Annotated in this window: 13 protein-coding genes; 7 read left to right on the top strand and 6 right to left on the bottom strand. The window is 69.6% G+C overall.

Annotation, left to right across the window (positions count from 1 at the left end):
• Nucleotides 1-13: 13 nt before the first annotated feature.
• Nucleotides 14-1,036: a ubiquinol oxidase subunit II gene (gene cyoA / locus AC3FMM_RS21025; protein ID WP_488687414.1), complete on the bottom strand. Its 1,023-nt coding sequence runs from the start codon at nt 1,034-1,036 to the stop codon at nt 14-16.
• A 168-nt stretch (nt 1,037-1,204) separates the two neighbouring features.
• Here cyoA and AC3FMM_RS21020 point away from each other — a divergent pair, with 168 nt between their 5' ends.
• The 4 genes from AC3FMM_RS21020 (at nt 1,205) to AC3FMM_RS21005 (ending at nt 5,952) form a co-directional block, all read left to right on the top strand.
• Nucleotides 1,205-2,521 (top strand): MFS transporter, encoded by a 1,317-nt coding sequence (locus tag AC3FMM_RS21020; RefSeq protein ID WP_115714327.1) that lies wholly within the window; start codon nt 1,205-1,207, stop codon nt 2,519-2,521.
• Nucleotides 2,522-2,665: 144 nt separating this feature from the next.
• Nucleotides 2,666-3,895: an NAD(P)/FAD-dependent oxidoreductase gene (locus AC3FMM_RS21015; protein ID WP_115714123.1), complete on the top strand. Its 1,230-nt coding sequence runs from the start codon at nt 2,666-2,668 to the stop codon at nt 3,893-3,895.
• Nucleotides 3,896-3,953: 58 nt separating this feature from the next.
• The gene (fabG, locus tag AC3FMM_RS21010; RefSeq protein WP_115714124.1) at nt 3,954-4,685 is read left to right on the top strand and encodes a 3-oxoacyl-ACP reductase FabG; all 732 of its coding nucleotides are present in this window, start codon (nt 3,954-3,956) and stop codon (nt 4,683-4,685) included.
• A gap of 49 nt (nt 4,686-4,734) precedes the next feature.
• A complete protein-coding gene (locus AC3FMM_RS21005) occupies nt 4,735-5,952 on the top strand; it encodes a cation:proton antiporter (protein ID WP_488687401.1) in 1,218 nt (405 codons plus the stop codon).
• Between the two features lie 27 nt (nt 5,953-5,979).
• Here the strand turns inward: AC3FMM_RS21005 and AC3FMM_RS21000 are convergent, their stop codons facing one another.
• Nucleotides 5,980-6,885 carry a LysR family transcriptional regulator gene (locus AC3FMM_RS21000; RefSeq protein ID WP_488687400.1) on the bottom strand — a complete coding sequence of 302 codons (906 nt, stop codon included), beginning with the start codon at nt 6,883-6,885 and terminating at the stop codon, nt 5,980-5,982.
• 143 nt (nt 6,886-7,028) lie between these two features.
• Here AC3FMM_RS21000 and AC3FMM_RS20995 point away from each other — a divergent pair, with 143 nt between their 5' ends.
• Nucleotides 7,029-8,336, top strand: a complete 1,308-nt coding sequence (locus AC3FMM_RS20995) for an SGNH/GDSL hydrolase family protein (protein WP_488687399.1) — start codon at nt 7,029-7,031, stop codon at nt 8,334-8,336.
• Here AC3FMM_RS20995 and AC3FMM_RS20990 read toward each other — a convergent pair.
• The 3 genes from AC3FMM_RS20990 to AC3FMM_RS20980 form a co-directional block, all read right to left on the bottom strand.
• Nucleotides 8,294-8,947, bottom strand: coding sequence for a glutathione S-transferase family protein (locus AC3FMM_RS20990; protein WP_414249268.1), 654 nt, complete (start codon nt 8,945-8,947; stop codon nt 8,294-8,296). The two genes, AC3FMM_RS20995 and AC3FMM_RS20990, sit on opposite strands and share 43 nt — an antisense overlap.
• 54 nt (nt 8,948-9,001) lie before the next feature.
• Nucleotides 9,002-9,958 (bottom strand): prolyl aminopeptidase, encoded by a 957-nt coding sequence (pip, locus tag AC3FMM_RS20985; protein WP_115714129.1) that lies wholly within the window; start codon nt 9,956-9,958, stop codon nt 9,002-9,004.
• 67 nt (nt 9,959-10,025) lie between these two features.
• Entirely contained in the window at nt 10,026-10,913 is an 888-nt protein-coding gene (locus AC3FMM_RS20980) for a LysR substrate-binding domain-containing protein (protein ID WP_116313759.1), read from the bottom strand.
• Between the two features lie 154 nt (nt 10,914-11,067).
• On the opposite strand from AC3FMM_RS20980, the gene AC3FMM_RS20975 reads away from it, so the two are divergent.
• Both AC3FMM_RS20975 and AC3FMM_RS20970 read left to right on the top strand, forming a co-directional pair.
• The gene (locus AC3FMM_RS20975; protein WP_488687398.1) at nt 11,068-11,466 is read left to right on the top strand and encodes a RidA family protein; all 399 of its coding nucleotides are present in this window, start codon (nt 11,068-11,070) and stop codon (nt 11,464-11,466) included.
• The gene (locus AC3FMM_RS20970; protein WP_414249267.1) at nt 11,463-12,593 is read left to right on the top strand and encodes an oxidoreductase; all 1,131 of its coding nucleotides are present in this window, start codon (nt 11,463-11,465) and stop codon (nt 12,591-12,593) included. The genes AC3FMM_RS20975 and AC3FMM_RS20970 overlap by 4 nt, the downstream gene beginning before the upstream one ends.
• Before the next feature lie 12 nt (nt 12,594-12,605).
• Here AC3FMM_RS20970 and AC3FMM_RS20965 read toward each other — a convergent pair whose 3' ends face one another.
• Nucleotides 12,606-13,604, bottom strand: a complete 999-nt coding sequence (locus tag AC3FMM_RS20965; RefSeq protein ID WP_488687397.1) for an AraC family transcriptional regulator — start codon at nt 13,602-13,604, stop codon at nt 12,606-12,608.
• Nucleotides 13,605-13,616 lie beyond the last annotated feature (12 nt).

Below are 13,616 nucleotides of genomic sequence, written 5' to 3'. Positions count from 1 at the left end.
CCGACGCGAGGCGCTAGCGCAGCACCTCGCCGGGACCGGACGCGCCGGTCCCGAACAGGGGTTCGCCCAGCGTGTTGCTGGCCGTGCAGACGGCCGCGCCCAGGCCCGCGGCGCGCTGCGCATCGCGGACCATCAGGTCCTTCTGGCAGACCTGCCCGGCCTGCACGCAGCGGTTCACGATGGCATCGAACAGGTTCGCGTCGACACTGCCGTAGCGCCGCACCGGCTCGCGTTCGCTGGGCTGCGCCAGCTGCGTATAGGTGGCCCGGCTCAGCGGCGCGCCGGCGGCCCGCACGGTCTGCACCCAGCGGCCGAATTCATCGTCGCTCAGGCCATGGAAGCGGAAGCGCATGTGCGAAAAGCCCGCGCCGCTGTAGTTGGCGGAGAAGCCCTCGTAGACGCCCGCCCGGTTGACCACCGCATGCAGGCGCGTTTCCATGCCCGGCATGGCGTAGACCTGGCCGGCCAGCGCGGGAATGAAGAACGAATTCATCATGGTGGTGGACGTGATCTTGAAGCGGATCGGCCGGTCGACCGGGGCGGCCAGCTCGTTGACGGTGGCGATGCCCTGCTCGGGGTAGACGAACAACCACTTCCAGTCCAGCGCCACCACCTCCACCGTCAGCGGTTGCGTGCCCGGCGGCAGCGGGCGGCTTTCGTCGAGCCGGGTCAGCGGCTGGTAGGGATCGAGCTTGTGGGTGCTGACCCAGGTGATGGCCCCGAGCGCGATGATGATCAGCAGCGGCGCCGACCAGATCAGCAGCTCCAGCACCGTGGAGTGGTCCCAGTCGGGGTTGTAGTGCGCATCGGCGTTGGCGGCGCGGTAGCGCCACGCGAACACCAGCGTCAGCACGATCACCGGCACGATGATCAGCAGCATCAGGCCGGTGGAAATGATGATCAGGTCACGTTGCCGGACCGCAAGATCGCCGGCAGGCGACAGCAGCACGGCGTTGCAGCCGGCCAGCGACAGCAGGACTGGCAGCACGACTGGCAGCACGACTGGCAGCAATAACCAGCGCATCGGGCGGTGCATTGACATTGTCTGACCGGAAGATCGCATAGCTTTCGGGTCGCGCCATTTGTACGCCGCGGCGCAAGTGACTTAGACTGGTCTGAGCAACTATGGCAGTGTAGGCGCTCAAGTGCCATTCTTCATGGTGCAATTTGCAGCGCCCTCGCTCACAGACAGGGAGGTATGCCGATGACCACCGCGACCCACCAGCACCGGGCGTCTCCTACAGCACCTCCCGCACCCGGCGCCGCGCATGTCGCGCCCGCGGAAATCGCCACCGGCGTGGTCATCGGCCGCGCCTCGGAGTACTTCGATTTCTTCGTCTACGGCATCGCCTCGGTGCTGGTGTTCCCGGCGGTCTATTTTCCGTTCGCCGACCGGCTCGACGCGCTGCTCTATGCCTTCGCCATCTTCGCGCTGGCCTTTATCGGCCGGCCCTTCGGCACGACGCTGTTCATGCGCATCCAGCGCCGCTGGGGCCGCGGCGTCAAGCTGACCGCGTCGCTGTTCCTGCTCGGCACGGCCACCGTCGGCATCGCCTTCCTGCCCGGCTATGCCACGCTCGGCCCGGCGTCCATCATCCTGCTGGCGGTGTTCCGCACGCTGCAGGGCGTGGCCTTCGGCGGTTCGTGGGACGGGCTGCCCTCGCTGCTGGCGCTGAACGCGCCCGCGCAGCGGCGCGGCTGGTACGCGATGCTGGGGCAGCTGGGCGCGCCCACCGGCTTTATCGTCGCCGGTTCGCTGTTCCTGTTCCTCAACCTCAGCCTCGAGCCGCGCGAGTTCCTGGCGTGGGGCTGGCGCTATCCCTTCTATGTCGCGTTCGCCATCAACGTGGTGGCGCTGTTCGCGCGGCTGCGCCTGGTGGTGACGCACGAATACACGCAGTTGCTCGACGAGGACGAGCTCGAACCCATCAGCACCGCCGAGATCGTCAGGAAGCAGGGCTACAACCTGCTGCTGGGCGCGTTCGCCGCGCTGGCGAGCTTTGCGCTGTTTCACCTGGTGACGGTGTTTCCGCTGTCGTGGGTCGCGCTCAACGGCTCGCAACCGGTCACGGACGTGCTGGCCGTGCAGATTGCCGGCGCCTTCATCGGCATCCTCGGCACCATTGCCTCGGGCGTGATCGCGGACCGGATCGGGCGGCGCACCACGCTGGCACTGATGGCCATCCTGATCGGCATCTTCAGCCTGTTCGCGCCCTGGCTGATGGGCGGCGGCCCGCTGGCGCAGGACCTGTTCATCCTGCTCGGCTTCGGCCTGCTGGGCCTGTCCTACGGCCAGGCCGCCGGTGCCGTCACCTCCAACTTCGAGCGGCGCTTCCGCTACACCGGCGCGGCGCTGACCACCGACATGGCGTGGCTGTTCGGCGCGGGTTTCGCGCCGCTGGTGGCGCTGGGGCTATCGGCGGAATTCGGCCTGATCGCGGTGAGCGGCTACCTGCTTTCCGGCGTCGCCTGCACGCTGCTGGCGCTGCGGATCAACCGGGCGCTGGGCACGCATGTCTGACGGGCGCGCCGCGCCCCGCGCAGCGATCGCCGTGAGTCCCGAACAGTGCCGGGGCCGGTTTTGCCGGTGCCAGGCAGTGTTCTGAGTACAATTGACGCCCGCCAAATTCCCGTCGTTCCGGATGTGATTCCGGAGCCGAAGCTTATGAAAACGGAAACCACGGACGTCGTCATCATCGGCGCAGGGCCTGCGGGCTCGGTCGCTGCCGGCCTGCTGCGCAAGCACGGCATTCCGGTGCTGGTGATCGAGAAAGAAACCTTCCCGCGCTTCTCCATCGGCGAAAGCCTGCTGCCGCAAAGCATGGCCTATCTCGAGGAAGCCGGCATGCTGCGCGCGGTGGTGGAAGCCGGCTTCCAGTACAAGAACGGCGCCGCCTTCGCGCGCGGCACGCAGCGCACCGCCTTCGACTTCCGCCAGAAGTACTCGCCCGGCTGGGGCACCACCTACCAGGTGCAGCGCGCGCAGTTCGACCACGTGCTGATCCGCGAGGCCGAGCGCCAGGGCGCCGAGGTGCGTTTCTCGCATGTGGTCGAGAACGTCGATGTCAGCGGCGCGCAGCCGGAAGTCACCGTGCGCGCGCCCGACGGCAGCCAGTACACGGTACGTGCGAAGTTCCTGCTCGATGCCTCCGGCTTCGGCCGCATCCTGCCGCGCCTGCTGCAGCTGGAAACGCCGTCGGGCTTTCCGGTGCGCAGCGCGATCTTCACGCATGTGGAAGACCGCATTCCGACCGGCACCTTCGACCGCAACAAGATCCTGATCAGCGTGCATCCGCAGCACCAGGACGTCTGGTACTGGACCATCCCGTTCTCCGACGGGCGCTGCTCGCAGGGCGTGGTGGCCGAGAAGGCGTTCCTGGACCGCTACACCGGCACCGAGACCGAGCGGCTGCAGGCGCTGGTCGCGGAAGAGCCGGGCCTGGCCACGTTGCTGGCCGACGCGCAATGGGACACCCCGGCGCGCCAGATCGCCGGCTATTCGGCCAACGTGAAATCGCTGTGGGGCAACGGCTATGCGCTGCTCGGCAATGCCGGCGAGTTCCTCGACCCGGTGTTCTCGTCCGGCGTGACCATCGCATTCAAGTCGGCCAGCCTGGCGGCGCAGTGCCTGGTGCGCCAGCTGCGCGGCGAGCCGGTGGACTGGGAACACGAGTTCGCGCGGCCGCTCAAGGCCGGCGTCGACTGCTTCCGCGTATTCGTCGAAGCCTGGTATGAAGGCCGCTTCCAGAAGCTGATCTTCCATCCCAACGCCACCTCGGAAATCCGCGACATGATCGCGGCGATCCTGGCCGGCTATGCGTGGGACCGCGACAACCCCTTCGTCACCGAGCCGCGCCGCCGGCTGGCGGTGCTGGAAGAGTTCTGCAAGGTCTGATGCGCCTCACCGTATGCCAGCCTGCCTTGGCGCAGGCGGTTCTGCAAGGACAACCACCATGAGCCATCCGACCGTGCTGGTCACGGGTTCGTCGCGCGGCATCGGCCGCGCCATTGCCCTGCGGCTGGCCCGCGACGGCTATGACGTCGTCGTGCACTGCCGCTCGCGCCGTGACGAGGCCGACTCGGTCGCCGACGCCGTGCGCGCGTGCGGACGCAAGTCACGCGTGCTGTGCTTCGATGTGTCCCGGCGCGAAGACGCTGCCGGCGCGCTGCTGACCGATATCGCCGCGCATGGCTGCTACTACGGCGTGGTCTGCAACGCCGGCCTGGCACGCGATGCCGCCTTCCCCGCCATGACCGGCGCCGAGTGGGACGAGGTGGTGCACACCAACCTCGATGCCTTCTACAACGTGCTCAACCCGGTGGTGATGCCGATGGTGCAGCGCCGCCAGCCGGGCCGCATCGTCACGCTGTCGTCGGTGTCGGGGCTGGTGGGCAACCGCGGCCAGGCCAACTACAGCGCGGCCAAGGCCGGCATCATCGGCGCCACCAAGGCGCTGGCGATCGAACTGGCCAAGCGCGCCATCACCGTCAACTGCGTCGCGCCGGGCCTGATCGACACCGACATGGTCGAGCCGCACGTGCGCGACGAAGCGCTGCGCATGATCCCGGCGCGCCGCATGGGCACGCCCGAGGAAGTCGCCGCCACGGTGGCCTTCCTGCTGTCGCCGGACGCGGGCTATATCACGCGCCAGGTGATCTCGGTCAACGGGGGCATGTTCGGGTGACACACGCCGTCATGAGCGGGTCCGGCGCCATCGGCGCGCCGGTGGGCCCATGAACGGGGTCAGCATTTTCTTCCTGCAGGCGATGCTGGTGGTGGCGCTGCCCTATCTGCTGTGGCGCGGGGCCGGCCTGCGCTCGGTGTTTCCGCTGGTCGGGGTGCAGGTGCTCGCCGGCATCGCGCTGGGACCGTCGGTATTCGGTACGCTGGCGCCGCAGGGCTGGACCGCGCTGTTCGGGCCCGAGCGCCTGCCGATGCTGTCCGGCCTGCAGTGGCTGGCCGTGACGCTGTTCTGCTTCCTGACCGGGCTGCACCTGCGCGAAGGCGGCATGCCCGCGCAGTGGCGCGCCACCATGCAGATCTCGCTGGGCAGCATTGCGGCGCCGTTCGCGCTCGGCGCCGCGGCGGGCTGGTGGATGGTCACGGTCGGCTGGCCGGTTGCCGGCGAGCTGGCCAGTCCGGGCTGGTTCGCCTGCGCCCTGGGCATCTGTACCGCCGTCACGGCGCTGCCGGTGCTGGGTGCCCTGCTGCGCGAGATGCGCCTGACCGGCACGCCCCTGGGCCAGCTGGCGCTGCGCTGCGCGGCCGTCAACGATGCCTGGGTCTGGCTGTTCCTGACGCTGGTGCTGCTGCAGCATGGCGGCCACGACGGCGCCGGCGCTGTCACGGTGGCGGCCCGTGCCGCCGCCTACCTGGGGCTCATGTTCCTGGCGGTGCGCCCTGCCCTGGCGTGGCTGCTGCGCCGGCTTGCGCCGGAGATCGAGCTGCTGCTGGCGATCGCCTTGTGCCTGGTGCTGGTATCGGCATTCCTGGGCGAGCTGGCCGGCCTGCACCATGTGATGGGTGGCTTTGTGGCCGGACTGGTATGGCCCGCGCGCGAAGCGCAGCGCGTGCGCGGGCAGCTCGAACCGGTCACGGTGGTAGCACTGCTGCCCTTCTTCTTCCTGGCCGCCGGACTTCGCACCGAAATCTCGCTGAATCACCCCATGACGCTCTGGATCGCCGCGCTGTCGTTAGCGGTCGCCATCGCCGGCAAGATGGCCGGCGTCGTGCTGCCGGCACGCCGCGCCGGCCTGGACTGGCGCGATGCGCTGGCACTGGGCACGCTGCTGCAGACCAAGGGCCTGGTCGAGGTGGTGGTCCTCACCGTCCTGCTGGACGCGCGCATCATCAGCACCGCGGCGTTTTCCGGCCTGCTGCTGATGGCGCTGGCCAGTACCCTGCTGGCGCGGCCGTTGACGATGCTGGTGGCACGGGACCGGCTGCCCTGACCGCCGGGCCGCCGGGCCGCTGGGGCATCACACCCGCGCAAATCCCGGCAGCTCCGCAATCGCCTGCGCCAGGAACTCCAGCAGCACCCGCACCGGCGCCGGCTGGTAGCGCCGCGTCGGGCAGACCAGGATCGCTTCCTGCGCCGGGCCCTGCCAGCGCGGCAGCACCCGCCGCAGCGCGCCGCTGTCGAGCAGGTCCTGCACCAGCCACGCCGGCGTCATGCCGAAGCCGGCACCGGCCAGGAAGCTCTCGCGCATCGCCAGCGAGTTGTTGACGCGGTAGCGGCACGGCGCACTCACCAGCGCCTGCCCGCCCGGCCCGTCGAGCACGATGTCGTCGCCGCTGGCGAGCCAGGTAAAGCGCAGGATCTGATGGCGCGCCAGGTCCGCCGGCTGCCGGATCCTCGGGTGCCGCGCCAGGTAGTCCGGCGCGGCCACCAGCAGGCGCGGCGACACCGCGATTCGAAGTGCCACCACATGCGGCGGCAATGTGGCGCCCAGGCGCACCGCCACGTCGACCCCGGCTTCGACCAGGTCAACGAAGCGGTCGTCGAACAGCAATTCCACCTCGACCTCCGGATAGCGCTGCTGGAATGCCAGCACCAGCGCGTTGAGCCGCAGCACGCCGAAGCTGGCGGGCGCGCTCACGCGCACGCGGCCCGCCGGCTGGCCGGACTTGCCGCGCGCATCGCTGACGGCCTCGCCGTATTCGTCCAGCACCCGCCGCGCGCGCTCGTAGAAGCGCCGCCCGGCCTCGGTCGGCAACAGGCTGGTGGTGCTGCGCGCCAGCAGCCGCACGCCCAGGTCGCGCTCCAGCGCGGCCACGATCTTGCTGACGGTCGGCTGCGTCGACTGCTGCTCGCGCGCCACCGCCGACAGGCTGCCCAGCTCCACCGCGCGCACGAAAACCTGCATTGCCCGAATGGTGTCCATGCCGCTCCCTTGCATTACGTCATACCCGTCATTCCGGATTGGAATGAGCAATATGCCATTTTGCCTGCTACCTGGCATGAGCGGAATGGCCTAACTTGGCCCCATGCCGGCAACGTTGCCGGTCCACCTACCAGGACCCATCCATGTTTTCCGATCTTCGTTTCCTGCGCCGCGTCGCGGCATTGACCCTTGCCGGCGCCATCGCCGGCAGCACAGCGCTCGCCAGCCCGGTGCAGGACCGGGCCTGGCTGACCAGCTGGATGGCCAGCCAGCAGCCGGTGTGGCAACCGGACGCGCTGCCGCTGCCGACCGGCGTGCCCGCGGTGCTGGCGGACCAGACGGTGCGCCAGGTGGTGCGGCTGAGCGTGGGCGGTCAACGGCTGCGCGTGGTGCTGTCGAACCCCTATGGCCGGCAACCACTCGTGGTTGGCGCGACGCAACTGGCACCCCATGCCGGCGGCGGCCGCATCGACCTCGCCGGCAGCCGCGCCGTGACCTTCGGGGGCAGCGCAACGGTGACCATTCCGGCTGGCCAGTCCGTGGCCAGCGATGCGGTCGTCCTCGATGCGCCGGCACTCGGTGAACTCGCGCTCAGCCTCTACCTGCCGCAGCGCACCGCGATCGAATCGTTCCATTGGGATGGCCGCCAGACCGCGTGGCTGGCTGCGGGCAACGCGACCGCGCAGGCCATGCTGGCTGCGCCGCAGGCGTTCAGCGCGCGGGTCCTGCTGAGCGAGGTGCAGGTCGAAGCCGCGACGGGGGCCGGTGCCGTAGTCGCGATCGGCGATTCGATCACCGAAGGCAACGGCTCCACGCCCGACACCAACCGGCGCTGGCCGGACTTGCTGGCGCAGCGGCTGGCCGGCGACGGTGTGGCCGTGCTCAACGCCGGCATCTCCGGCGGCCGGCTGCTGCGCGACGGCATGGGCGTGTCCGCGCTGGCGCGGCTGGACCGCGACGTGCTGAGCCAGCCGCATGTCCGCACCGTGATCGCGGCCATCGGCATCAACGATATCGCCTGGCCGGGCTCGACCTTCGCGCCACACGACGCCGTGCCGCAGGCCGGCGAACTGATCGAGGGCTACCGGCGCCTGATCGCCCGTGCGCATGCGCGCGGCGTGCGCGTGATCGGCGCCACCATCACGCCGTTTGCCGGCGCGTTACGCGACACGCCGATCCGCGGCTATGACAGCGCGGGCAAGGAAGCCGTGCGGCTGGCGGTCAACCACTGGATCCGCCATGGCGGCGCGTTCGACGCGGTGGTGGATTTCGACGCGGCCGTGCGCGACCCTGCCCGCCCGCAGGCGCTGCTGCCGGCCTTCGACAGCGGCGACCACCTGCATCCCGGCGACGCCGGCTATCGCGCCATGGCGGCGCAGTTCGACCTGAGCCTGCCCGCGCTTGCCGGTCAGTCGCGCTCCGGCGCGCCCGGCGGGAACAGCGGGCGATAGGGCCGCGCCTCGTCCACCGCGCGCGCAAACGACGGCCGCGCCAGCAGCCGTTGGCGATAGGCGCGCACGTTGCCGCATGACGGCGGAATCGGCTGCACCCAGTCCGCATAGAACAGCGATGGCGCAGCGGCGCAGTCCGCCAGCGTGAAGGCATCGCCCGCGGCCCATTGCCGCGCCGCCAGTTCGGTCTCCAGCCACGCATAGGCCGAGTCCAGCAGCTTGCGGTACTCGGCCACGCCATAGGGATCGCGGTTCGCTTCGGGACGCAAGTAATCGGCCACGATACGCTGCATCGGCGTCATCACGTACTGGTCGAAGAAGCGATCGAGCAGGCGCACCTTCAGCGCGGCATCGGGCGACTCAGGCAGCCAGCGCACCGGGCCGCGGTGATGCTGGTCCAGGTATTCGATGATGATGCTGGACTCGAACACCGCGCGGCCGTCATCGACCAGCATCGGCATGCGCCGCAGCGGCCAGTGCCTGCCGAACTCGTCCATGTGCTGCGCGTGGTCGGGCGACAGCATGCGGAATTCGAAAGGAATCGCGTTCTCGTACAACGCCACGAGAACCTTCTGGCAATAGGACGAAAACGGGTGCGCGTACAGCTCCATCGTGATCTCCGGTGGTGAACATGTGCGGTAAGGCTGGAGCCCCGGCGAGCGGGGCTAGCGCTGCGCGGCGAAGCGATCGGTTGCGGCAAGCAGCTGGTCCATGATGCCCGGCTCGGTCCATGCATGGCCGGCGCCTTCGATCAGGTGGAACTCCGCCTGCGGCCACGCCTGGTGCAGCGCGTAGGCATAGCGCGCCGGGCACGGCATGTCATAGCGGCCATGCACGATCACGCCCGGGATTTCGGCCAGCTTGTGCGCGTCACGCAGCAGCTGCCCCTCCTCCAGCCAGCAACGGTGCGTGAAGTAGTGGTTCTCCAGCCGGGCGAAGGCCAGCGCGAAGTGCCCGTCGTCATGCCTGGCGCTGTTCCCTGCATCCGGCAGCAAGGTAATGGTCTCGCCTTCCCACACGCTCCAGGCGCGGGCCGCCTCCACCTGCTTGTCGGGGTCGGGGCCGGTCAGCAGCTTGCGGTAGGCCGCCATCATGTTGCCGCGCTCGGCCTCGGGCACCGGCGCCTGGAAGCGCGCCCACTTGTCGGGGAACATCTCGGACACGCCGTACTGGTAGTACCAGTCCAGCTCCGCCTGCGACACCGTGTAGATGCCGCGCAGCACCAGCTCGCTCACGCGCCGCGGGTGCTTCTGCGCATAGGCCAGCGCCAGCGTCGAGCCCCACGAGCCGCCGAACACCAGCCAGCGCTCCACGCCCGCCAGCACGCGCAGCCGCTCGATATCGTCGACCAGGTGCCAGGTCGTGTTGGCCTCCAGCCCCGCATGCGGCGTAGAGCGCCCGCAGCCACGCTGGTCGAACAGCAGCACGTCGTAGCGCGCCGGATCGAACAGCCGCCGGTGGTCCGGCGCAATGCCGCCGCCGGGCCCGCCATGCAGGAACACCGCGGGCTTGGCGCCCGGCGTGCCCACGCGCTCGTAGTAGACGACATGCCCGTCGCCGACATCCAGCGTGCCGGTTTCATAGGGCTCGATTTCGGGGTAGAGGGTGCGCAAGGCGGGCATGGGCGAGGCTCCGGATTCGGGAGGCACAGTGTACGCCCGGCGGTGGACACCCTGGTCGGTGCCAAGGCTAGCGCGCAAACACCCCCATCACCCAATCCCGCAGCAACCGCGTAGCCGGACGCTGCGCCGCCCGCTCGCTGTAGACCAGGTCATAGCGAAAGCTCTCCAGCGACAGTTCAAAAGGCCGCACCAGCGCGCCGGACGCCAGTTCCTCAGCCACCAGCGTCAGGCTGAGCAGGCCCACGCCCTGTCCGGCGATGGTGGCCTGCACGGCGTGGATCTCGTCGGTAAAGCGCAGGCCGGCCTGCGGATCGGCCACGTCGACGCCGGCCTGCGCCAGCCACCGGTGCCATACCGGCGCGCGCGCGTCATCGCGCGCGGCGGCGCCCCATTCGAAGTGGATCAGCGTGGCGTGCTCCAGGTCCTGCATGGATGCCAGTTTCAGGGCGGGGCTGCAAACCGGCGCAAAGCGGTCGCGGAACAGCGGCTCGACCACCAGGCCCGGATAGCTGCCGCTGCCGTAGCGGATCGCCGCGTCCGCATCGTGGTCCAGGTCGACGATCTGGTCCGAGGCATCGAGCCGCAAGGTCCAGTCGGGATGCGCGGCACGGAACTGCCCGGCAAGCGGCGCGAGCCGCCTGGCCATGAACGCCACCGTCGACGTCAGCGTCGCCACGTGCGGGCGGCCGCTGCGCTGCACCGCCTGCACGGCGCGCTCCATGCCATCGAGGCCGTCCCGCACCGCGGGGAACAGCTGATGCCCGGCCGCCGTCAGCCGCACCTTGCGGGTCTGGCGTTCGAACAGACGCACGCCCAGGCTCTCTTCCAGCGCGCGCATCTGATGGCTGATGGCCGTCGGCGTGACGTGCAGTTCGTCGGCGGCGTGCTTGAAGCTGGCGCGGCGGGCGGCGGCTTCGAAGGCGCGCAGGGCGCCGAGGGGAGGCAGTTTGCGCAAGGGTACTCCATAGATGAATCGATCTCATGCATCGACTGAAAAGCGACCATTTGTCGCGGTCGATGCCGGCTCCGATACTTGGAATGCCGGCTGACCCGAAAGACGATCAGCCGAAAACAAGGTGAATTTTACTAAATCATTACCGGAGTCCGCGATGCACCTGCAACAAGTCCACACCCAACCCGATCCCTATGCCCCCTACCTGCTGTCGCAAGCCATCCGGGCCGGCAACCTGCTGTTCGTATCCGGCCAGGCCGGGGTGGGCGACGACGGCGCCATCGTCGGCCGCCGCGACTTCGACGCGCAGGCCGAGCAGGCGTTCAGCAACCTCAGGCGTGCCCTGCAGGCGGGCGGCTCGGGGCTGGACCGCGTGGCCAAGGTCACGATCTTCCTGACGTCGATGGAATACTTCCCGAAGATCGTCGCGCTGCGGCGCAAGTGGTTTTCCGCGCCCTATCCGGCCGATACCATCGTCGAGGTCTCGGCCCTGTATTCGCCGCACGCGATGATCGAGATCGAAGCCATCGCGCTGACTGCGGAGGGCGCGCAATGACGACGCCCGCCGCGCCTTCGCTGTTCGATACGCCGGCGCTGAACGGCGTGCCGCTGCGCAACCGCCTGGTGGTGGCGCCGATGACGCGCATCAGCGCCACCGACACCGGCGTCCCCACCAATGCCATGCGCCGCTATTACGAGGGCTTTGCCCGCGGCGGCTTTGGCCTGATCGTCAGCGAGGGCATCTATACCGACCGCGCCTATGCGCAGGGCTATGCCGGCCAGCCGGGGCTGACCGACGCGCAGCAGGCGCAGGGCTGGCACGGGATCGTGGACGCGGTCCACCAGGCCGGCGGGCGCATGGTCGCGCAGCTGATGCATGCGGGGGCGCTGTCGCAGGCCAACCGCTTCCGCGACGATACGGTGGGGCCCTCGGCCGTGCAGCCCAGGGGCCGGCAGCTGACAGCGTATGGCGGCACGGGCGCCTTCCGCGTGCCGCGCGCGATGGAAGAGTCAGAGATCCTGCAGGCCATCGACGACTTTGCGCAAGCGGCGCGGCGGGCGCGCGAGGCCGGCTTCGACGGCGTCGAGATCCACGGCGCCAACGGCTACCTGCTCGACCAGTTCCTCAACGGCCATACCAACCAGCGCCAGGACGCCTGGGGCGGCGGCATCGCGCAGCGCATGCGCCTGCTGCTGGAAACGATCCGCGCGGTGCGCGCGGCGGTGGGGAGCGATGTCGTCGTCGGCGTGCGCATCTCGCAGGCCAAGGTCAATGACTTCACCTACCAGTGGCCCGAAGGCACCGAAGATGCGGCCGCGGTGTTTGCCGGCATTGCGGCAAGTGGCGTCGACTACCTTCATGTGACCGAGCATGAAGCCTGGCAGCCTGCCTTCGCCGACGGTGATGCGTCGCTGGTGCAGCACGCCCGGCGCGCGGCGCCGGGCCTGGCCATCGTCGCCAACGGCAGCCTGACGGATCCGGTGCGCGCGGCCGGCATGCTCGAACAAGGCGCGACGCTGGTCGCGCTCGGACGCGGGGCGCTGGCGAATCCGGACTGGCCGGCGCGGGTGCGTGCGGGAGAACCGGTGCGGCCGTTCGATGCCGCGGTACTGGCGCCGCTGGCCGGCATCAAGGACGCGGAACTGGCGCTGCGCGAAGCACCGGCAGCGTTGGCGGGCTGACGCCTGACCGCCCTACCGCCCCGCGTGGTCCCGGCGCCAGTTGGCCGGCGCGGTGCCGAACTGCGCCGAGAACCAGCGCGTGAAGGCACTGGCCGAGCCATAGCCGAGCAGCTGCGACACGCGCAGCAGTGAGTAGCGCGGATTCTCGACATAGCGTCGCGCCAGCTCGCGCCGCACGTCGTTGAGGATGCCCGTGAAGGTCTCGCCCGCGTCGTCGAGCTGGCGCTGCATGGTGCGCAGGCTCAGGCCCAGGCCCTCGGCCACGGCCTCGGAGGTGGCGCGGCCCATCGGCAGCATCAGGTAGATGGCGGCGCGCACTTCGTGGCCGATGGATTGGGGGTTGGCGCGCGGCAGGGTATCGATGAACTGCTGCGCATAACGCGCCATGACGGGATCCGCGCCCGGGTTGGGCGCGTCGAGGTCGGCGGCGCGGCAGACGATGCCATTGCAGTCCGCATTGAACTCCAGCGGGCAGCCGAACAGCCGGCGATGGACGCGCAGGTCGGCCGGCGCCGCATGCGTGAAGCTCACCCCGATCGGCTGCCAGCGCGGCCCCAGCAGCAGCGCGCACATGCGGAACACGACACCGATGGCCAGCTCGGTGGCCTGCCGCGAGGGCGCGTCGCTCAGCACCTCCTGGCGGATCAGCACCGCGCTGCCGGCAGCTTCGAGCAGCAGCGCCACCGAATCATTGACCAGGTGGCGATAGCGGATGGTGGTGGCCAGCGCGGCGCGCAGCGTGGGCTGCTGGCTGATCAGCAGGCTCATCACGCCAAAATCCGACAGCTGGCGCGACTCCGCCATGCGCAGCCCGAACGTCTCGCAGTCCGAGGCTTGCGCGGCGGCTTCCAGCAGCGCCACGCAGGCGCCCAGCGGCACCCGCTGGTCGGGATCGCCCAGCCAGGCGCGGCGCAAGCGCGCCTGGCGCAGCAGCGGCAGCGGGTCCAGGCCGAGGTCGCGCGATACCTCCAGGAAGTTGGTCAGTGCGGCGGCACGTATGAGCGTTTCCAAACCGGTCTTGCG

This window comes from Cupriavidus sp. 207A1 (genome assembly GCF_057798955.1).
This window is presented reverse-complemented; position numbering and strand designations above follow the sequence as displayed.